Annotated in this window: 18 protein-coding genes and 1 pseudogene; 9 read left to right on the top strand and 10 right to left on the bottom strand. The window is 62.3% G+C overall.

Annotated elements, in window-relative coordinates; all coding sequences use genetic code 11:
- Positions 1 to 56: 56 nt before the first annotated feature.
- Positions 57 to 431 (bottom strand): histone-like nucleoid-structuring protein MvaT, encoded by a 375-nt coding sequence (gene mvaT / locus NRG23_RS26550; RefSeq protein WP_007931174.1) that lies wholly within the window; start codon positions 429 to 431, stop codon positions 57 to 59.
- A gap of 338 nt (positions 432 to 769) precedes the next feature.
- On the opposite strand from mvaT, the gene purU reads away from it, so the two are divergent.
- Together purU and NRG23_RS26560 are read left to right on the top strand one after the other, a co-directional pair.
- Positions 770 to 1,618 carry a formyltetrahydrofolate deformylase gene (gene purU, locus NRG23_RS26555; protein ID WP_007931173.1) on the top strand — a complete coding sequence of 283 codons (849 nt, stop codon included), beginning with the start codon at positions 770 to 772 and terminating at the stop codon, positions 1,616 to 1,618.
- Between the two features lie 94 nt (positions 1,619 to 1,712).
- Positions 1,713 to 1,895, top strand: coding sequence for a hypothetical protein (locus tag NRG23_RS26560; protein WP_016703378.1), 183 nt, complete (start codon positions 1,713 to 1,715; stop codon positions 1,893 to 1,895).
- Here NRG23_RS26560 and NRG23_RS26565 read toward each other — a convergent pair.
- From NRG23_RS26565 to NRG23_RS32930, 5 genes and pseudogenes are all read right to left on the bottom strand, one after another.
- On the bottom strand, positions 1,882 to 2,877 hold the full coding sequence (locus NRG23_RS26565) for a lysylphosphatidylglycerol synthase transmembrane domain-containing protein (protein WP_009050488.1): 996 nt from the start codon (positions 2,875 to 2,877) through the stop codon (positions 1,882 to 1,884). The two genes, NRG23_RS26560 and NRG23_RS26565, sit on opposite strands and share 14 nt — an antisense overlap.
- Positions 2,874 to 3,650, bottom strand: coding sequence for a DUF2334 domain-containing protein (locus tag NRG23_RS26570; RefSeq protein WP_028683246.1), 777 nt, complete (start codon positions 3,648 to 3,650; stop codon positions 2,874 to 2,876). The genes NRG23_RS26565 and NRG23_RS26570 overlap by 4 nt, the downstream gene beginning before the upstream one ends.
- Positions 3,643 to 4,764: a glycosyltransferase family 1 protein gene (locus NRG23_RS26575; RefSeq protein ID WP_257372892.1), complete on the bottom strand. Its 1,122-nt coding sequence runs from the start codon at positions 4,762 to 4,764 to the stop codon at positions 3,643 to 3,645. Before NRG23_RS26575 ends, NRG23_RS26570 begins: the two co-directional genes overlap by 8 nt.
- A gap of 169 nt (positions 4,765 to 4,933) precedes the next feature.
- Positions 4,934 to 5,698, bottom strand: a complete 765-nt coding sequence (locus NRG23_RS32925; protein ID WP_371920946.1) for a methyl-accepting chemotaxis protein — start codon at positions 5,696 to 5,698, stop codon at positions 4,934 to 4,936.
- Between the two features lie 141 nt (positions 5,699 to 5,839).
- Positions 5,840 to 6,823, bottom strand: a pseudogene (locus tag NRG23_RS32930) (cache and HAMP domain-containing protein); the annotation flags it as partial.
- A 180-nt stretch (positions 6,824 to 7,003) separates the two neighbouring features.
- Here NRG23_RS32930 and NRG23_RS26585 point away from each other — a divergent pair.
- Positions 7,004 to 8,491, top strand: coding sequence for a DUF853 domain-containing protein (locus NRG23_RS26585; protein WP_257375094.1), 1,488 nt, complete (start codon positions 7,004 to 7,006; stop codon positions 8,489 to 8,491).
- 15 nt (positions 8,492 to 8,506) lie between these two features.
- Here the strand turns inward: NRG23_RS26585 and NRG23_RS26590 are convergent, their stop codons facing one another.
- Positions 8,507 to 8,962 (bottom strand): DUF721 domain-containing protein, encoded by a 456-nt coding sequence (locus NRG23_RS26590; protein WP_009050483.1) that lies wholly within the window; start codon positions 8,960 to 8,962, stop codon positions 8,507 to 8,509.
- 306 nt (positions 8,963 to 9,268) lie between these two features.
- Between NRG23_RS26590 and secA the strand changes: the two genes are divergently transcribed.
- From secA to NRG23_RS26610, 4 genes are all read left to right on the top strand, one after another.
- On the top strand, positions 9,269 to 12,010 hold the full coding sequence (gene secA, locus NRG23_RS26595; RefSeq protein WP_038634694.1) for a preprotein translocase subunit SecA: 2,742 nt from the start codon (positions 9,269 to 9,271) through the stop codon (positions 12,008 to 12,010).
- A 123-nt stretch (positions 12,011 to 12,133) separates the two neighbouring features.
- Complete coding sequence (gene argJ / locus NRG23_RS26600) at positions 12,134 to 13,351, top strand: bifunctional glutamate N-acetyltransferase/amino-acid acetyltransferase ArgJ (protein ID WP_135006879.1); 1,218 nt, start codon at positions 12,134 to 12,136, stop codon at positions 13,349 to 13,351.
- 104 nt (positions 13,352 to 13,455) lie between these two features.
- A complete protein-coding gene (locus tag NRG23_RS26605) occupies positions 13,456 to 14,088 on the top strand; it encodes a glutathione S-transferase (RefSeq protein ID WP_028683242.1) in 633 nt (210 codons plus the stop codon).
- Positions 14,085 to 15,023 (top strand): Nudix family hydrolase, encoded by a 939-nt coding sequence (locus NRG23_RS26610; protein WP_257372897.1) that lies wholly within the window; start codon positions 14,085 to 14,087, stop codon positions 15,021 to 15,023. The genes NRG23_RS26605 and NRG23_RS26610 overlap by 4 nt, the downstream gene beginning before the upstream one ends.
- Positions 15,024 to 15,102: 79 nt before the next feature.
- On the opposite strand, the gene NRG23_RS26615 is transcribed toward NRG23_RS26610, so the two are convergent.
- From NRG23_RS26615 to NRG23_RS26625, 3 genes are read right to left on the bottom strand one after another with little or no spacing between them, the layout of a single operon-like run.
- On the bottom strand, positions 15,103 to 15,681 hold the full coding sequence (locus tag NRG23_RS26615; protein ID WP_028683240.1) for a cob(I)yrinic acid a,c-diamide adenosyltransferase: 579 nt from the start codon (positions 15,679 to 15,681) through the stop codon (positions 15,103 to 15,105).
- Between the two features lie 2 nt (positions 15,682 to 15,683).
- Complete coding sequence (locus NRG23_RS26620; RefSeq protein WP_028683239.1) at positions 15,684 to 17,720, bottom strand: ATP-binding protein; 2,037 nt, start codon at positions 17,718 to 17,720, stop codon at positions 15,684 to 15,686.
- A 45-nt stretch (positions 17,721 to 17,765) separates the two neighbouring features.
- Complete coding sequence (locus NRG23_RS26625; protein ID WP_257372901.1) at positions 17,766 to 18,683, bottom strand: putative 2-dehydropantoate 2-reductase; 918 nt, start codon at positions 18,681 to 18,683, stop codon at positions 17,766 to 17,768.
- 145 nt (positions 18,684 to 18,828) lie between these two features.
- Between NRG23_RS26625 and NRG23_RS26630 the strand changes: the two genes are divergently transcribed.
- Both NRG23_RS26630 and NRG23_RS26635 read left to right on the top strand, forming a co-directional pair.
- On the top strand, positions 18,829 to 19,314 hold the full coding sequence (locus tag NRG23_RS26630; protein ID WP_007931144.1) for a YajQ family cyclic di-GMP-binding protein: 486 nt from the start codon (positions 18,829 to 18,831) through the stop codon (positions 19,312 to 19,314).
- A 137-nt stretch (positions 19,315 to 19,451) separates the two neighbouring features.
- Positions 19,452 to 20,291 (top strand): mechanosensitive ion channel family protein, encoded by an 840-nt coding sequence (locus NRG23_RS26635; RefSeq protein ID WP_009045294.1) that lies wholly within the window; start codon positions 19,452 to 19,454, stop codon positions 20,289 to 20,291.
- The last annotated feature ends 106 nt before the right edge of the window (positions 20,292 to 20,397 follow it).

Consider the following 20,397-nt stretch of genomic DNA (forward strand, 5'->3'; position numbering starts at 1 on the left):
CAGCAAGCTGGCGTTTTTTCATAAGGTCGCAAATCCCTCTGTGACGGGCGTACGGCTTAACCCAGCAGGGTTGCCCAGCCTTCGACCACGTCGCCGCCCCACTTGGCTTTCCACTCTTTCAGGGTTTTGTGGTTGCCACCCTTGGTTTCGATGACTTCACCATTGTGCGGGTTCTTGTATTGTTTTACCTTGCGCGCGCGCTTGGTGCCGGTAGTTTTGGCGGCAACACGTGGCGCCTTAACTTTCGAGTCCGGATCCAGCAGCGCGATGATGTCGCGCAGGGACTTGGAGTATTCACCCATCAGGGCGCGCAGTTTGCCTTCGAATTCCAGCTCGGCTTGCAGTTTGTCGTCTTGCGACAGGTTCTTCAAACGGGCTTGCAGCTCTTTGATAGCTTCTTCTGTGGCGCGGTATTCGTTGATCAGGGACATGAGAATTGCCTTATGTTGAGTGCTGAGTGGCAGGTGATAATGGCGTAATAATAGTCAGGCAGTTTGCCCAAGTAAACAATAAAGCCGGCTTTTATTTAATTTGATTAGAGTGTTTAGCAAAGAAGCTGAGTGATGAGTTAAATGTTGTGAGCGAGTCCGCAGGAATATTTCCCAAAGAGTTATGGGACTATTTCCAAGTGTGACTGATTTCCCGCTCGCATCGGGCATGAGCCCTACAGGTGGCTCAGAGGAATCGGATTCCGACATCACGAATACTGCAGTTTTGTCGCGCAATCGCTAGAATGGCGGCCTTTGCGAAGTTCTGGAGTTTCCCCCTCATGCGCACTTTTCGGTTGGTGATTTCTTGCCCGGACCGCGTTGGCATCGTTGCCAAAGTCAGTAACTTTCTGGCGTCCCACAATGGCTGGATCACCGAAGCCAGTCACCACTCGGATGACCTGAGCGGCTGGTTCTTCATGCGTCACGAAATACGTGCCGACTCTTTGCCGTTCGGCCTTGAAGCCTTCCGTGAAGCCTTCGCACCGATTGCCGAAGAATTCTCGATGGACTGGCGTATCACCGATACCGCGCAAAAGAAGCGCGTGGTGTTGATGGCCAGCCGCGAGTCCCATTGCCTGGCTGACCTGCTGCATCGCTGGCACAGCGACGAACTCGACTGCGAAATCTCCTGTGTGATTTCCAACCACGACGACTTGCGCAGCATGGTCGAGTGGCATGGCATTCCTTATTACCACGTACCGGTCAACCCGCAGGACAAGGAGCCGGCGTTCGCCGAGGTCTCGCGCCTGGTCAAGCAGCACGACGCCGAAGTGGTGGTGCTGGCGCGCTACATGCAAATCCTGCCGCCGGAACTGTGCAGCGAATACGCGCACAAGGTGATCAACATCCACCACAGCTTTCTGCCGTCGTTCGTCGGCGCCAAGCCTTACCACCAGGCTTCCCTGCGTGGTGTGAAGCTGATCGGCGCGACCTGCCACTACGTGACCGAAGAGCTGGACGCCGGCCCGATCATCGAGCAGGACGTGGTCCGTGTCAGCCACAGCGACAGCATCGAAGACATGGTGCGTTTCGGCCGTGACGTCGAGAAGATGGTCCTGGCCCGCGGCCTGCGCTACCACCTGGAAGACCGCGTGCTGGTGCACGGCAACAAGACTGTAGTGTTCTAATCGAGAGTGCTCTGATCAAAAAATGCTCTGATCGAATTCGCCGGGCCCGGGCATCCAAGCTCCAGGCCCGGCGATTTTTGATGAGGATCGGCCGATGAGTGATCCACTGGATAAAGCCACATCCAAGGCACCCGCCACCCTCGGCGAGGGCTGCCTGAGTCGCTACGACCCGGACGACATGAGCGCCGAGGACGGTACCGAGTTTCCCGGCGCCGCCGAGTTGTGGCAGCAGTTGCAGCAGGATGCCCCGGATACAGACCCGCCTAAGCCTGCTTGAGCTTCATCAGGGTGCGCAGCAAGGGGCGCCCGACCATCAGCAGGAATACCGGCCCGCCGGCCAGCAGATAGAAATAATAGGTAACGGCCCGCCAGATCAGGATGGCCGCGGCCGCCGTCGTTTTCCCCACCATGGGCGCCAGCAGCGCCGCCGATGTCAGCTCCGCCGCTCCCGCGCCGCCGGGCAGCAGGCTGAATTGCCCTGCGCTCAGGGCGAGCATCTGGATCAGAAAGGTCCAGGCCCATTGCAGGTCCACCCCCAGCCCGCGCAACGCCAGGTACAGCATGCTGTAACGCAGCGCCCAATGCAGACAGGTCAGGGCAAAGACTCCCGTCAGGGTCTGCCAGGGCAGTTTCAGGCTGTCGCCGAAGGCCTTGAGGAAGTGCAGCCACTTGCGCGCCAGGCGTCGACGGGTAGCGGGACGAACCTTGAAGGGCGCCAGTAGATGGCCGCTGAGCAGGATCAGGCGACGGTGGTAGAGGGCTATCGCCAGGCAGATGCATAACCCGCCGAACAGCGAAAGGCTGCTGAGGATCAGCAGCCATTCCAGGCGCTGGCTGAGGTTCTGGAACAGCGCGTAGAACAGGATCCCCAGCAGCGCGCAGAGGAAAAACAGCAGGTCGCTCAACTGATCCATGGCAAACACCGCACTGCCGCGGGCCGGGCGCACGCCATTGCGCGCCAGCAGGGCCATCAGCGTCAGGGGGCCGCCACTGCCGCCGGGCGTGGCGCAGATGGCGAACTCGGTGGACATCACCACCGCGAGGCTCTTCCAGCGTCCCAGCTGGCTGCGGTGTCGGCCCAGCAGCAGGCTCAGGCGCAGCGAATTGATGACCCAGCACAGCAGGATCATGCTCAACATGCCGAGCAGCAACGGCAGGGAAAAACGCTGGACCCGCCCCCACAGTTCGCCGCCGCCCAGCAGCAGCGGCACCAGGATCGCCACCAGCAAGGCCATGGCCAGCCAGATCGCCCGGCTCATGGGGTACCGCGCGCCCTTGGCGGCTGGGTGTCGAGCCAGTCGGCCTTGGTCAGCGGCTTTCGTCCTTGTTCCAGCAGGCGCTCGAGGGTGTCCAGCCAGTACTGGCGCGAGTCGGGGTAACGCATGTCCACCGGGTGCAGGCCGAGGCGAATCACCGGTGCCTGCCGCCAGCGTCGTTCACGTTGCAGGCTGACCAGCCGGGAGGCTTTTCGGCGCCAGGCGCTGCGGGCACTCCACACCAGGCCGGGGGCGGCGATCGGCGAGAAGTCCGGCAGCCGGTACAGCTGTTGCGGGCCGCTGGTGTAGCGCAGAGGCAGTTGGCGCAGGGCCTGGCGTGTGCCCGGGCTCATCAGCCAGGCGGGGGCGACAAACCCCTGCAGGGGCCAGTTATAGCGCTGGAACAGTTCCAGGCCGGCATGCAGGCGTGCCAGGGCAGCGTTTTCCGAGAGGCTGTAGAACTCGCCCTCATGGGTGTACACGCGGCGCATGAACCCGTCATACGGGGTACGCGGTGGCGGACCCTCATCGCAATGGAAGTAACCGTGCAGCACCAGTTCGTCGCCCCGTTCCAGGCGCGCGCTGAGCAGCCGGCGAAAGCCGGGGTGAGCATCGAGCGGGTTGTGTCGGTGAAAATCCGGTACCACCAGCCAGGTCATCGGCACGTTGCCCATGGCGTCGACGGCTTCGACGAAGGGTTGGTAGTCGATCCAGGTCTGTGGCGCGACATCGTGCAAGACCAGCAGCACGCTGGGCACACCGGCGGACTCAACCATGGGCCAGCATCGGCTGCTGGGTGCCGAGTACGGCGCGGTAGTGCTCCAGCAGGCTGGCGACCACCGTATCCCAGGCGTAGTAGCGTTCGACATGGCGGCGCGCCCGTTGGCCTCGCTCGGCACAGCCTTGGGCGAACAATTCCTGTACGGCCTGGGCCATCGCCAGCGGATTGTTTGGCGCGCACAGCAGGCCACCTTCCGCGGTGACGATTTCCTGAAAGGCTCCGGCGGCCACCGCCACCACGGGAATGCCACTGGCCATGGCTTCCAGGATCACCAGGCCAAAGGTTTCCTGATCCCCGGCATGCACCAGGGCGTCGGCGCTGGCCATCAGGCGGGCGACCTGAGGGGCCGGGCAGAACTGGTCGATCACCGTGACATTCTCCGGCACCGCGGTCGGCATGGCCGAGCCCACCAGCAGCAGGTGGTAGCGCTTGTCCAGGCGCTGCATACAGTTGAGCAGCACCGGCAGGTTCTTTTCCTTGGAGCCACGGCCGGCAAAGATCAGCAGGCGGCTGTCTTCGGCAATCCCCAGTGCAGCGCGCAGGCCAGGGTCGCGGTGGCCCGGGTGGAAGGTCTGCAGGTCCACGCCCAGGGGTTGCACATAGACGTTGCGCACGCCCAGGCCGATCAGTTTGTCGGCCATGACCTGGCTGGGGGCCAGGACCCGGTCGAAATTGCCGTACAGCTTGCGCACATAGGCCTCGACATTCGGGGTGAACCAGGGGCCCATGCGGTTGCTGACCAGCAGCGGCAGGTCCGAGTGATAAAAGCCGATCACAGGTACATCCAGCTGGCGGCGGGCATCCAGGGCCGCCCAGGCGGTGAGGTAGGGGTCGCCGACTTCGATCAGGTCCGGTTGCAGGTCATGGAGCACATTGCGCCAGGGCCCCAGGCGCAGGGGAAAACGGTAGCCCTTGCCAAAGGGCAGGGCGGGAGCGGGGACTTTATAGATGCCGTCGCGTTCGCTGAAGTGAGCCCCGGGGATCAGCAAACTGTGGCGGATTCCTGGTTGGCGTCCCAGGCGACGATGCTTGGCGTCCAGATAAGTGCGCACGCCACCGCTGGCAGGGGCGTAGAACATGGTTATGTCAGCGATATGCACGATGATCATCCCTCCGATCCGGTGTTCTCCTTAGGGTTGACCCTTATCAAGGATAGATGTTCGGTCGGGATGCCGTGGCGGTTGGCGACGCGTCTGGATGAACGGCTTGCTGTGGATCCAGGGGCGATTGTTGCCAGCCGATGCCTGGGTTTTGCCCAGGCATCGGCTGGCGGAAGGGTCAGATACGGAAGCTGCCGACCAGTTGCTTCAGGCGGGCGGCCTGCTGCTCGAGGTCGGAACAGGCACGCAGGGTCGACTGCAGGTTTTCCACCCCTTCCTGGTTCAGGGTGTTGATTTCGGTGATGTCCATGTTGATCGACTCCACCACCGAGGTCTGTTCCTCGGTCGCGGTGGCGACCGACTGGTTCATGCCGTCGATCTCGCCAATGCGCTGGGTCACGCTGTTCAGGCGTTCGCCGGCCTGGTTGGCGATCTCCACGCTGTCCTGGCTGTGGCGCTGGCTGTTGCTCATGGTGCTGACCGACTCGCGGGCGCCGACCTGCAGCTCCTCGATCATGGTCTGCACCTGTTGCGCCGATTCCTGGGTGCGATGGGCCAGGTTGCGCACCTCATCGGCGACCACGGCGAAACCGCGTCCGGCCTCGCCCGCCCGCGCCGCTTCGATGGCGGCGTTGAGGGCCAGCAGGTTGGTCTGCTGGGAGATGCTGGTGATGACTTCGAGGATCTGCCCGATGTTCACCGTCTTGCTGTTGAGGGTTTCGATGTTGCTGCTGGAGGCGCTGATCATGTCCGACAGCTGATTCATCGCCAGGATGCTGCGATCCACCACCTGCTGGCCGTCCTCGGCCAGGCTGCGCGCATCGCTGGCCTGCTGCGAAGCCTGGGCGGCGTTGCGGGCGATTTCCTGGGCGGCGGCGCCGAGCTGATTGATCGCCGCGGCCACGCTGTTGGTGCGGCTGGCCTGCTCGTCGGAGTTGAGCATCGACGAATTGGAGGCGCTGACCACCCGCAGGGCGACTTCGTTGACGTGCTCGGTGGCCGACGACACTTCGCGGATCGAACCGTGGATGCGCTCCACGAAGCGGTTGAACGCGGTGCCGAGGATGCCGAATTCATCCTGGTTCTGGATGGTCAGGCGACGGGTCAGGTCGCCTTCGCCGTCGGCGATGTCCTGCATGGCGCGGGTCATGACGTGCAGGGGCTGCATCAGCACCCGGATCAGCATGCCCAGCAGGGCAATGATGATGGCCACGGCGATGACGGTGGCAATGATGGCCGAAGCGCGGAACTCGCTGAGCATCGAGAACGCCTTGTCCTTGTCCACGGACAGGCCGATGTACCAGTTCACCGACGGCAGGCCCTTGATCGGGGTGAAGGTGACGATGCGGGTCTTGCCCTCGACTTCGATTTCGCTGAAGTCGCCATTGATGCGTGGGGTGTTCTGCGGATAGGCCTCGCTCAGGCTCTTCATCACCAGCGCCTTGTCCGGGTGCACCAGGATCTTGCCGTCGGCGCTGACCAGGAAGGCATAGCCCATGCCGTCGAAATCCAGGGCATTGAGGGTTTCGACCAGGGTCTGCAGGCTCAGGTCGCCACCCACCACGCCGATGCTCTGCCCGGCATGACGCGAGGCGGTGGCGACGGAAATGATCAGCTGGCCGGTGGCGGCATCTATATAGGGTTCGGTGAGGGTCGAGCCGCTGCTGCTTTCGGCGCCCTTGTACCAGGGGCGAACGCGGGGATCGAAACCGTCGGGCATCTTCGCATCCGGGCGGATGGTGAAGCTGCCGCTGGCATCGCCCAGGTAGGAGGCCATGAAGGTCGAGGTCAAGGCCTTCTGTTCGAGCAGGCTGGCGACCTTGGTCGATTGCGGGTCGATCGCCAGGTTCTGCGCCAGGTTCTCGATCAGCAGGATGCGTCCGGTGAGCCAGGTCTGGATGTTGCTCGCGGTCACATCGCCCATTTCATGCAGGTAATTGTCCAGGTCTTCGCGGATCGCGTTGCGCTGTAAATAATCGTTGTACAGCGTAAAGGAGGCGAAGGCGGCAATAACGATGAGGGCGGCGGCAAGCAGGATTTTATGGCTGAAGCGCAGATTTTTGTTCATGGCTTGTGGTGTCCGCTAGGTCTTAATGTCACGAGCGTGCTCTTATAAAAGCGCGCAAAATGGGCGGGGTTGAAAGTAAGTTGATATTTCCACCTCTCCTTGGGGAATTATCTGGCCTATTTTTCAGTCTTTTCTGATCTATCGGCCGGTCAAGGCTAAAGATTAACCATGGGTGACAAAATGCCGGATTCATCGCAACTCGTTATCGGTGCCGATCTCGCGGGGCAACCGATTGCCCAGGCCATGCGCCTGGCAAATCGTCACGGGCTGGTGGCAGGCGCTACCGGGACAGGGAAAACCGTCACCTTGCAACGGCTGGCGGAAACCTTCAGCGATGCCGGTGTCGCGGTGTTCGCCGCGGACATCAAGGGTGACCTGTGTGGCCTGGGCGCCGCGGGCAATCCCCAGGGCAAGGTTGCCGAACGTATTGCCGGGATGCCGTGGCTGAACCACAAGCCCCAGGCTTATCCGGTCACGTTGTGGGACATTCACGGGCAGTCCGGGCACCCGCTGCGGACCACCCTGAGCGAAATGGGCCCGCTGCTGCTGGGCAGCCTGCTGGAACTGACCGACAGCCAGCAATCGGCGTTGTATGCGGCATTCAAGGTGGCTGACCGCGAAGGCTTGCTGCTGCTCGACCTGAAAGACCTCAAGGCGTTGCTCAACCACCTCAAGGACAACCCGCAGCTGCTGGGGGATGACGCGGCGCTGATGACCACCGGCTCCAGCCAGGCCCTGTTGCGGCGCCTGGCCACCCTGGAGCAGCAGGGCGCCGAAGCCCTGTTCGGCGAGCCGGCCCTGCAACTGGAAGACATCCTGCAACCGGCCAGTGATGGGCGCGGGCGGATTCACCTGCTCGACGCCAGCCGCCTGGTGCACGAAGCGCCCAAGGTCTATGCGACCTTCCTGTTGTGGCTGCTGGCCGAGCTGTTCGAGCAACTGCCGGAGCGCGGCGATGCGGAAAAGCCGCTGCTGGCGCTGTTTTTCGACGAAGCCCACCTGTTGTTCGCCGGCACGCCCAAGGCGTTGCAGGAGCGGCTGGAGCAGGTGGTGCGGCTGATTCGCTCCAAAGGCGTGGGCGTGTACTTCGTCACCCAGTCGCCAGGCGACTTGCCGGACGACGTGCTGGCGCAACTGGGGCTGCGCGTCCAGCACGGCTTGCGGGCATTCACCGCCAAGGAACAGAAATCCTTGCGCGCCGTGGCGGACGGCTTCCGGCCGAATCCGGCGTTCGATGCCCTGTCGGTGCTCACCGAGCTGGGGATTGGCGAGGCGCTGGTCGGTACCCTGCAGGAAAAAGGTACGCCGGAGATGGTCCAGCGAGTGATGGTGGCACCGCCGCAGTCGCGCATCGGGCCGTTGACCGAGGCCGAGCGTGCGGCGCTGATCAACAGTTCGCCGTTGGTCGGTCGTTATGACAAGCCGGTCGACCGCGAGTCGGCCTATGAAGTGCTGATGGGACGCAAGGGCCTGGCACCGGAGGCCGAGGTTGCGCCAGGCAAACCGGCCGCCGAGGAGCCGAGCTTTACCGATCGGGCTGGCGAGTTTCTCGGTACCGCCGCCGGTCAGGCCCTGAAGTCCGCCATGCGCCAGGCCGCTAATCAATTGGGGCGGCAGCTGGTGCGTGGGCTGATGGGGTCTCTGCTGGGTGGCAGCAAGCGCCGCTGATCGGCGGTTGGCCAGTTACGTCCGTGATTTGGCGTGGCTGGCCAGGCGCTCCAGGGCGGCGCGCAGGTTGGGATCGGTGATGCCGTCGGCAGTGGCCTGAATGGTCTCGGCGGCGTTGCTCGACAGGTCCATGGTGTGTCCGGTCGCACCGCGTTGCACGGTGGGAGGCTGCACTTTGAACAGGATTCGCGTCAGATTGTTGAACTCATTGAACTCCAAAAGCTGACGTTGCAGGCGTTTTTGCTGATAACGCAGGCGCGTCGCCCAATGGCCGTCGGTGACGATCAGCAGCAGGCTGCCTTCGCGCCAGGACGCAACATGGCAGTGCTCGCGCGCGGCCGGTTGCAGCTGGCTTTCCAGCAGGCGCTGCAAGTGCGCCAGGCGCTGGGCGTGGCCGAGTATGGCTTTGAGAGGCTTGGCTTCGCGAAGGAGTACGGCGGGTGCTCTGGCCGTAAGAGGGCGAAATGCCATGATCAGACACCTGAAGTTACAGAGCCGCCATGGTAGCAGAAAGCGCCGGCCTGACCTCGTTCATCGCTGCGACGAGGCTTTATCCATTAAATCAATGGTTAACTTCGTACTCGTCCGGGTTGAAACTGGCGTAAAAGGCCTTATTGTAAGTGGGCCCCGTCACAGCGCTGTACCAGCATCGTGGAATAACGCCACTTTCCTCACCATCGTTTCCGGGTAGAATACTCGTTCGCATGCGGCCATGAGGGCTGCACGGGCGACTCACGGGGCCGCCCTCCATCCCTATGTGTGGAAGATCCTGCCGATATGTTTGCGCCTTTGTTAAAGAAACTTTTTGGAAGCAAGAACGAGCGTGAAGTCAAACGCATGCTCAAGACGGTACAGATCGTCAATGCCTTCGAAGAGCAAATGGTGGCCCTTTCGGACGATCAGTTGCGCGCCAAGACTGCAGAGTTCAAGGCCCGCATAGCCAAAGGTGAATCCCTCGACAAACTGCTTCCCGAAGCCTTTGCGGTCGCCCGCGAAGCCGGCAAGCGGGTCATGGGTATGCGCCACTTCGACGTACAGTTGATCGGCGGCATGACCTTGCATGAAGGCAAGATCGCCGAAATGCGTACCGGTGAAGGCAAGACCCTGGTGGCAACACTGGGCGTTTACCTCAACGCGCTGTCCGGCAAGGGCGTGCACGTGGTTACGGTGAACGACTATCTGGCCCGCCGCGACGCCAACTGGATGCGCCCGCTCTATGAATTCCTCGGCCTGACGGTCGGCGTGGTCACGCCGTTCCAGCCGCCGGAAGAGAAGCGCGCCGCCTACGCCGCCGACATCACCTACGGCACCAACAACGAATTCGGTTTCGACTACCTGCGCGACAACATGGCTTTCAGCATGGAAGACAAGTTCCAGCGCGAGCTCAATTTTGCCGTGATCGACGAAGTCGACTCGATCCTGATCGACGAGGCCCGTACCCCGCTGATCATCTCCGGCCAGGCCGAAGACAGCTCCAAGCTCTACACCGAGATCAACAAGCTGATCCCGCGCCTTGAGCAACACATCGAGGAAGTGGAAGGCGAGGTCACCAAGGCCGGTCACTTCACCGTCGACGAGAAGACCCGCCAGGTCGAACTCAACGAAGCCGGTCACCAGTTCATCGAAGAGATGCTGACCCAGGTCGGCCTGCTGGCGGAAGGCGAGAGCCTGTACTCGGCGCACAACCTGGGCCTGCTGACCCACGTGTATGCCGGACTGCGCGCGCACAAGCTGTTCAACCGCAACGTCGAGTACATCGTCCAGGATGGCCAGGTGGTCCTGGTGGACGAGCACACCGGTCGTACCATGCCGGGTCGCCGTCTGTCCGAAGGCCTGCACCAGGCCATCGAAGCCAAGGAAAACCTCAACATCCAGGCCGAGAGCCAGACCCTGGCGTCGACCACCTTCCAGAACTACTTCCGTCTGTACACCAAGCTGTCCGGCATGACCGGTACCGCGGACACCGAAGCCTTCGAGTTCCATCAGATCTACGGTCTGCAGGTGATGGTCATCCCGCCGAACAAGCCGCTGGCGCGCAAAGACTACAACGATCTGGTGTTCCTGACCGCGGACGAGAAATATGCCGCGATCATCAACGACATCAAGGAATGCATGACCCAGGGCCGTCCGGTTCTGGTGGGCACCGCGACCATCGAAACTTCCGAGCACATGTCCAACCTGCTCCAGAAGGAAGGCATCGAGCACAAGGTCCTGAACGCCAAGTTCCACGAAAAAGAAGCGGAAATCATTGCCCAGGCCGGCCGTCCGGGCGCCCTGACCATCGCCACCAACATGGCCGGTCGTGGTACCGACATCCTGTTGGGCGGTAACTGGGAAGTCGAAGTCGCCTCCCTGGAAAACCCGACCCCTGAGCAGATTGCCCAGATCAAGGCCGACTGGCAGAAGCGTCACCAGCAGGTGCTGGAGTCCGGCGGCCTGCAGGTGATCGCGTCCGAGCGTCATGAATCGCGCCGTATCGACAACCAGCTGCGTGGTCGTGCTGGTCGTCAGGGCGACGCCGGCTCCAGCCGTTTCTACCTGTCCCTGGAAGACAGCCTGATGCGCATCTTCGCCTCCGACCGGGTGAAGAACTTCATGAAGGCCCTGGGCATGCAGTCCGGCGAAGCGATCGAGCACCGCATGGTGACCAACGCGATCGAAAAGGCCCAGCGCAAGGTAGAAGGCCGCAACTTCGACATTCGCAAGCAACTGCTCGAGTTCGACGACGTCAACAACGAACAGCGTAAAGTGATCTATCACATGCGTAACACGTTGCTGGCCGCGGACAACATCGGCGAGACCATCTCCGACTTCCGCCAGGACGTGCTCAACGCCACCGTCAGCGCGCACATCCCTCCACAATCGCTGCCAGAGCAGTGGGACGTGGCCGGTCTGGAAGCGGCGTTGCAGAGCGACTTCGGTGTGAGCCTGCCGATCCAGCAATGGCTCGATGAAGACGATCACCTGTACGAAGAAACCCTGCGCGAGAAACTGCTGAACGAGCTGGTGGCGGCCTACAACGAGAAAGAAGACCAGGCCGGTGCCGAAGCACTGCGCACCTTCGAGAAGCAAATCGTCCTGCGCGTCCTGGACGACCTGTGGAAAGACCACCTGTCGACCATGGATCACCTGCGTCACGGTATTCACCTGCGTGGTTATGCGCAGAAGAACCCGAAACAGGAATACAAGCGCGAGTCCTTCACCCTGTTCTCCGAACTGCTGGATTCCATCAAGCGCGACTCGATCCGCGTGCTGTCGCACGTTCAGGTTCGTCGCGAGGATCCGATCGAGGAAGAGGCGCGCCTGCGCCAGGAAGCCGAGGCACTGGCTCAGCGCATGCAGTTCGAGCACGCCGAAGCTCCGGGCCTTGAGCAGCCGGAAGCGCTGGAAGAGGGCGTCGATGTCGACGTGGCCCTGGCCTCCGCTCCGGTACGCAACGAGCAGAAACTGGGCCGCAATGAACTGTGCTACTGCGGTTCGGGCAAGAAGTACAAACACTGTCACGGCCAGATCAACTAAGATTTTCGCCAGACACTGAAATACCCGCGCCGCGACCGGCATCAGCCGTCGCGGCGTTTTTCCATTCGCCGCCCTGCCTTTCGCGATGGCAGTGCACACATCAGGTTAAAGAGGAGCGCATTCATGGCTGTTGGTCTTGGTCCTTTGCCAACGTTGCACCCGGTTGCCGGTTTTGAACTCGGTATCGCTTCGGCGGGCATCAAGCGCCCGGGGCGCAAGGATGTTGTGGTCATGCGCTGTGCCGAAGGTTCCACGGTGGCCGGTGTGTTCACCTTGAACGCGTTCTGCGCCGCCCCGGTGATCCTGGCCAAGCAGCGTGTGCAAGGCCCTGTGCGTTACCTGCTGACCAACACCGGCAACGCCAACGCCGGTACCGGCGAGCCAGGCCTGGCCGCCGCGACCCGCACCTGCGCCAAGCTGGCCGAACTGACGGGCGTCGACGCCAGCGCCGTACTGCCGTATTCCACCGGGGTCATCGGCGAGCCACTGCCGGTCGAGAAGATCGAAGGCGCGCTGCAGGCCGCGCTGGACGACCTGTCCGTGGACAACTGGGCCGCCGCGGCCACTGGCATCATGACCACCGACACTCTGCCCAAGGGGGCCAGCCGCCAGTTCCAGCACGACGGCGTGACCATCACTGTCACTGGTATCAGCAAGGGCGCGGGCATGATTCGTCCGAACATGGCGACCATGCTCGGCTACATCGCCACCGATGCCAAAGTGTCCCGTGAAGTGCTGCAGAACCTGTTGCTGGACGGCGCCAACAAGTCGTTCAACCGCATCACCATCGACGGCGATACCTCCACCAACGACTGCTGCATGCTGATCGCCACTGGCCAGGCAGGCTTGCCGGAAATCACCGAAGCCAGCGGCCCGCTGTTCGCCGCGCTGAAGCAGGCGGTATTCGAAGTGTGCATGGACGTGGCCCAGGCCATCGTGCGTGACGGCGAAGGGGCGACCAAGTTCGTCACGGTCGAAGTCAACGGCGGCGGCAATCACCAGGAGTGCCTGGATGTCGGCTACACCGTGGCCCATTCGCCGTTGATCAAGACCGCGCTGTTCGCGTCCGACCCGAACTGGGGGCGTATCCTGGCCGCTGTCGGTCGTGCCGGCGTGCCGGACCTGGATGTGAGCAAAATCGACGTTTTCCTCGGCGAAGTCTGTATCGCCAGCCGTGGCGCGCGTGCTGCCAGCTACACCGAAGCCCAGGGCGCGGCGGTGATGCAGCAGGAAGAAATCACCATCCGCATCGAGCTGGGACGCGGTGATTGCAGCGAAACCATCTGGACCACCGACCTGTCCCACGAGTACGTGAAAATCAACGCGGAATACCGTACCTGATACACCGCTACTCGCTTCTACATGGACGCGACGCATCACGTGTAGGAGCGAGCCTGCTCGCGATGGAGGCCCATGGCCTCCATCTCCTCTGAAAGGTGCCCGACATGAATCTTCACCTGATCATCGGCGACAAACTCTATTCCTCCTGGTCGCTGCGCGCCGCCCTGGCGCTTGAGCTGGCCGGCGCGACTTACACCGAAGAACTGATCAAGCTGAACCAGCCCGATACCCGCGAGCGGATTCTCAAGCATTCGCCGACCGGCAAAGTCCCGTTGCTGAAGACCGAACACGGCACCATCGCCGATTCCCTGGCGATTGCCGAATACCTGGTCGAGCGTTTCCCCGAAGCCGAGCTCTGGCCGCGCGATGTGGCCGCCCGTGCCCAGGCCCGCTCGGCCTGTGCGCAGATGCACAGCGGTTTCTTCGGCCTGCGCGGCAACCTGCCGTTCGACCTGAGCCGCGATGCTGCGCTGTCGCCCATGCCACCCGAAGCCCAGGCCGATATCGAGCGGATGCTGGCCTTGTGGGCCGAGTGTCGCGCGGCCGCGACCGAGCCAGGACCTTTCCTGTTTGGCCGGGTCAGCCTGGCGGACGCCTTTTTTGCGCCGATCGCCGTGCGCCTGCGCACCTATCGGGTGGCGCTGCCGGCTGTCGATGCAGCCTATGTTGAAACGATCTATCAATGGCCAGCCTTCAAGGCCTGGCAGAAAGCCGGTTTAGAGGAAGTAGTGCGGTGAAACGAGTACATGTGGCGGCGGCCGTTATCCGTGATGCCGACGGCAGGATCCTGATTGCCCGACGTGCCGATACCCAGCATCAGGGCGGCCTCTGGGAGTTTCCCGGCGGCAAGGTCGAAGCGGACGAGGCGGTGGAAGCGGCGCTGACCCGTGAACTGCAGGAAGAGCTGGGCATTCTGGTGTCCCGGGCGCGGCCATTGATCAAGGTGCAGCATGACTACCCGGACAAGCAGGTGTTGCTGGATGTCTGGGAAGTTTCCGCCTTTACCGGCGAGCCCCATGGCGCCGAGGGCCAGCCTTTGGCCTGGGTCACGGCCCGCGAGCTGGAGAACTACGAGTTCCCGGCGGCCAACCAGCCGATCGTGGCGGCGGCGCGCTTGCCAAGCGAATACCTGATCACCCCGGAAGGCCTGGAAACGCCGGCGCTGTTGCGGGGCATGCAGAAGGCCATTGCCGATGGCGGCAGGTTGATCCAGCTACGTGCGCCCAATGGCTACGACCCGCAATACCGCGACCTGGCGGTGGATGCGGTTGGCCTGTGCGCGGGCAAGGCGCAATTGATGCTCAAGGGGCCGTTCGAATGGCTGGGGGATTTCCCCTCGGCGGGCTGGCATATCACCTCGGCGCAGCTGCGCAAATATGCCAGCGCCGGGCGTCCCTTTGGCAAGGAGCGCTGGCTGGCGGCGTCCTGCCATGACGCTGAAGAGCTGTCCTTGGCGCAGCAGATGGATGTGGACTTCGTGACGCTGTCGCCGGTCCAGCCGACCCAGACCCACCCTGATGCGCAGCCGCTGGGTTGGGAGCAGGCCGCCCGACTGATCAGCGGTTTCAACAAACCGGTGTACCTGCTGGGCGGCGTCGGTCCGGACCAGCGCGAGCAGGCCTGGCAGGCCGGGGCGCAAGGGGTGGCGGGGATTCGCGCGTTCTGGCCCTGATGCCAGTCACCGGCCGGTTCGCTCCTGCATAAGCTGCAGGAGCGGGCTTGCTGGTGATCAGAGAGGGTAAAGGCGCCTGCTATTCGGGTTTCGCCGCCGCCTGCCAGAGAATCTCGGCGATCCCCTGGCGCTTGGCAATCAGGCGCGCCGCCACGAACAGCAAGTCGGACAGGCGATTGATGTAGGCCAGGCCGACCCCCACCAGCGGTTCCACGGCATTCAAGTGCTGGCAACGTCGCTCGGCACTGCGCGCCAGGCTGCGGCAAACATGAGCCTGGGCGATCAAGGCCGAACCGCCCGGCAAAATGAAATTCTCCAGCGGCCCCAACTCTTCGTTCCAGGTATCGATAGCTGCTTCCAGGCGTTCGACTTCCGTGGCATTCAGTGCCTGATACACCGGCATGGCTAACTCACCACCCAGGTCGAAGAGGCGGTGCTGGCAGGGCGCCAGGACATCGATCAATTCCTGCAAACCCGGATGCTCGGTGCGCTGTTCAATCAGCCCGGCCAGGAGCAGCCCGAGCTGGCTGTTCAGCGTATCGACTTCGCCGATGGCTTCGACCCGCGGATGGTCCTTGGGAACCCGGCGCCCGTCACCCAGCCCGGTTTCGCCTTTGTCGCCGGTGCGGGTGTAAATCTTCGACAAGCGAAAGCCCATGCTTACCTCTCCAGTGGGGGATGTTCCAGTGGTGGCGGCTGACTGCCCGCCAGTGGCAAACGCAAGGTGAAGCATGTGCCCTGGCCCTGCGTCGACTGCACTTCCATCTGGCCTTTGTGATTGTTGGTGATGATGAAGTACGAAACCGACAGCCCAAGGCCGGTGCCCTGGCCGATTTCCTTGGTGGTGAAGAACGGCTCGAAGGTCCGTTTGCGCACGTTTTCGCTCATGCCGATGCCGTTGTCCTCGACCTGGATTTCCGCCCAGGGCGGGTTCAGCCGAGTACGCAGGATAATGCGCCCGGGTTCGCTGTCGTCTACCCGCTGGTGAATGGCCTGGGCGGCGTTTTTCAGCAGGTTGAGCAGGACCTGTTCCAGTTCGTTGGCGGTACCGGGCACCGGCCCCAGTTGCGGGTCGAACTGGCGGATGATGGCCTGGCCCTTGAAGTCGAAGCCTATGGCCAGGTCGAAGTCGTTGCCGGCAATTTCCACGGCCTGGTCGATCAGTGCCGGCAGGTCACAAGGCGCCATCTGCCGGTTGCTGCGCCGGCTGAAGCTGAGCATATGGGTCACGATCTTCGCCGCCCGGGCGCCGGCCTGCTGGATGCCGTCGAGCAGTTGCGGCACTTCGCGGCTCTGCAGGTAATGGTTGACGGTTTCCAGTTCGATGCCCAACTGCTCGGCATGCTCCAGGTTCTTCGGCAGCTCGGGTGACAGGCGCCGACGAATGTTCTGCACGTTGTGCAGGATCGCTCCCAGCGGGTTGTTGATTTCATGGGCCATGCCGGCGGCCAACCCTCCCACGGAGAGCATTTTTTCCGACTGCACCATCATTTCTTCCAGGGACAGGCGCTGGGTGATGTCGTCGATCCGGATCACCACGCCGCGCCCGGCACCGCCCATCAGCGGGTAGAAGGTAAGGGCGTAATGCCGGGCCTCGTCGTCCTTGACCCAGGTGACCCGCTCGACCTTGGTGACCGTATGCTGCTCTACGGTTTCCTTGAGTTGCGGCAGGAACGGCTTGAGTGGTTCGAAGGCGAGGAAGATCGGCTGGTTCAGCGCTTCGTCCAGGCGCGTGCCTGAGAGGGCGCTGGCTTCCTGGTTCCATTGGGTGACATAGAGCTGCTCGTCCAGGGCGATCAGGGCCGAGGGCATCGAGTCGATGATGCTGTTGAGGTAGTTCTGGAAGCCGGTGAGTTTCTTTTCGATCTTGCTGCGCACCTGGACTTCCAGTTCCAGCTTGCGGTTGGTGTGGCGGGTTTCTTCGGCCAGGCCCTGGGCCTGGTCATAGGCCGCCTGGGAGTCGTCGCGGGCGCGCTTGAGTTGCTGCTCTCGCGCCTCGATGCGCGACAGCATGGTGTTGAAGGCATCGGCCAGGCTGCCGATTTCATCGCGGTTGCCGCGGGCGGCGCGCAGGGAATAGTTTTCCTCGCGTGTCACTTGTCGGGACAGTTCTTCCAGCTGGTGGATGGGTTGGGTGATCAGCCGCTTGATCTGCCGGGCAATGATCAACCACAGCAGCACACTGAAGATCAGGATACCCAGGCTCGCGGTCAGGGTGCCGGTGTAGAAGGCCATCGGCAGTTCACTGCTGGCCACCAGCAACAGATGGCCGGGGGGCTGGCCGGCGCGGGGCAGGGTGATGATCTGGTTGCTGCGAAATTCGGTCAGTTGCCAGGCTTCGATATGCCGATAGCGCTCCGGCAGGCTCAGGCGTTCGCCATGTTGCAACTGGGCCAGGCGCGTGCCCTTGCCGTCATAGATCGCTGCGGCGCGCAGGGGGGAGTAGCTGTTGAGTTCGTTGAGTAGCTTCTCGGCGTTTTGTGGCGAATCCAGCGCCTGCGCGGCCAGGGTCGGGTTGGACACCAGCCTTCCGATGGTCTGCAAGGCTTGCGGCGCCATGCTTTCCTGGGAGATCCAGTAGGCGGCGCTGATAAAGGTCAGGTTGGCGACCAGCAGTACGGTAATCAGCAGGACGAGCAAGGCGGCCAGCAGTTTTTGGCCGACCGGCAGGTTTTCAAGGCGCTGGCGCAATGGCATCGGGGACGTCGCTAGAGAGGAACACGTGGGCAGCGTAGCCGCTGCTCAGTCGCTGGGCAATCCGCGCTGTTGCAGGTGTTCCACCAATAGCCGGCGCAGGCGGCTGAGGTTGGGCAGGTGCAGCTGGTGCCTGGTGGCAACGTCACAGGCATGCCCCAATAAGTAGCTGATTTCGGTCCTGCGTCGGCTGGCGACGTCCTGGTACATGGAGGAGTAGTTGGCGGCGGTCGCCTGGATCACCCGCTCCACTTCCTGCTGCAGGTTTTCGGCCGCGGCGGGCTGGCCGCAACGTTCCAGCAGTTCGCTCAACTCGACGCACAGCATCGCCACTTCGCAATGATGCTGCAGCAGGCCACCGTTGCGGCATTCATGCAGGACCGTCAGGGGATTGATCGCGCAGTTGAGCGCCAGCTTGCGCCAGAGGCGGGTCAGGATGTCCGCGCTCCATTCATGGGGGATGCCGCTGGCGCTCAGGTCGTCGAGCCAGAAGGGCGCGGTGGGGTGGCTGGCGTCCCCCAGCCAGGTGTAGCCATGACCGGCGAACACCACGCGCCAGTCGCCATCGCGAAAGGCGCCTTCGGTGCTCGAGGCATAAATGCAGCGGGCCTGCGGTACCTGGGCGGCCACGGCGTCCTGGCTGCCCAGGCCGTTCTGCAGCAGGATCAGTTCGGCATCGGGCGTCAGGCGCGTGGCCAGCTGGCTGACGGCCTGTTGCGCGTCATAGGCCTTGCAGGCCACCAGCAGGCGGGCAATGGGCTCAGGGCTATCGACGGTTTCGCCGGGAATGGCATGGAAACTGGCCTGTCCCTGTTCCACCAGCGTCAGTCCGCCCGCGGCCTGATAGGCCTGCAGGCGAGCCTGGTCGCGCAGGATCAGGCGTACCGGCAAGCCGGCCCGGGCCAGGCGTGTCGCCCAGAGGGTGCCGAGGCTGCCCGCGCCCAGAATGTGCCAGGTGGTCGACATCAGCGTGGTGCTCGGTTTGGCAGGCGCATGCGCGGCTCGCAGTGAAGGAGGGGAAAGACCCGTTATAATGAGCCCGGATTTTAACCGCAAACCGGGCGTGCTCCATCTTTATCGAGCTACGCCCCTTTTTTATTGGAGAAATTACATGCCGTCGTTTGACGTGGTATCCGAACTGGACAAACACGAAGTCACCAACGCCGTGGAAAACGCCGTCAAGGAGCTGGACCGCCGCTATGACTTGAAGGGCAAGGGCAGCTTCGAGTTCAAGGAAAAGGAACTCACCGTCAACCTCACCGCTGAAGCTGAGTTCCAGCTGGAAGCGATGATCGAGATCCTCAAGCTGGCCCTGGTCAAGCGCAAGATCGATGTGCAGTGCCTTGAGGTCAAGGACGCTTACGCTTCGGGCAAGGTGATGAAGCAGGAAGCGACCCTCAAGGAAGGCATCGACAAAGAACTGGCGAAAAAGATTGTTGCCCATATCAAGGACGCCAAGCTGAAGGTTCAGGCTGCGATCCAGGGCGAGCAGGTACGGGTGACCGGCAAGAAGCGCGACGATCTGCAGGAAGCCATCGCCGCCCTGCGCGCGAAAGAGTTCGGCATGCCGCTGCAGTTCAACAACTTCCGCGACTGATCGGATTTTTCGGGAACCTCGCGAGCTTATTGGCGTCCGAGGCCCGAGTAATGGGCGGAAACGATTGCGCCTCCATGGAACCACTCGTTTCACCCTTGTTTTTTGTATGCCCGACCGCCGGGAATCAGGAGAGATAGATGGATTTGAATGCTGAAGTGGACAACCTGGTCAAGGCTTCCCAAGCCTGGATTCCGATGATCATGGAATACGGCAGTCGGGTACTGCTGGCCGTCATCACGCTGGCCATCGGCTGGTGGCTGATCAACAGTCTGACGCAAAAAGTCGGCAAGCTGCTGGCGCTGCGTAATGCCGACCAGGCCCTGCAGGGTTTTATCAGCAGCCTTGCGAACGTCATTCTCAAGGTGCTGCTGGTTGTCAGCGTGGCCTCGATGATCGGTGTCGAAACCACTTCGTTCGTTGCCGCGATCGGTGCGGCGGGCCTGGCCATCGGCCTGGCCTTGCAAGGCAGCCTGGCCAACTTCGCCGGTGGTGTGCTGATCCTGCTGTTCCGTCCATTCCGCATCGGTGACGTGATCGAAGCCCAGGGCATCAGCGGTACGGTCGACAGCATCCAGATCTTCCATACGGTGCTGCGTACCGGCGACAACAAGACTGTCATCGTGCCTAACGGCAACCTGTCCAACGGCATCATCACCAACCACAACCGCCAGCTGACCCGTAAAGTGATCTTCGATGTCGGCGTGAATTACGAGGCTGACCTGCAAAAGGCCCGTGAGGTCCTGCTGGACCTGGCCAAGGACGAGCGCGTGCTGGCCGATCCGGAGCCAGTGGCGGTGGTTTCCATGCTGGGTGACAGCGCCATCACCCTTTCCCTGCGTGTCTGGGTGAAAACCGCGGATTACTGGGACGTGATGTTCCGCTTCAACGAGTTGTCCCGTGATCGCTTGAAGGAAGCTGGTATCGATATTCCGTTTCCACAGCGCGTGATTCGTGTGGTTCAGGAAGCGGCTGTTTGAGTAAGTAAGGGGGATAGGGGTTAAGAGTCTGATCGAATGGTCAGGCTTTAATGCCCTGCTCGCTGGGGAGAGTTTGAAACCTGGTTGTAACAATGAACTGTCGATA

Source organism: Pseudomonas sp. T8 (genome assembly GCF_024610635.1).
Classification (GTDB): domain Bacteria; phylum Pseudomonadota; class Gammaproteobacteria; order Pseudomonadales; family Pseudomonadaceae; genus Aquipseudomonas; species Aquipseudomonas chlororaphis_I.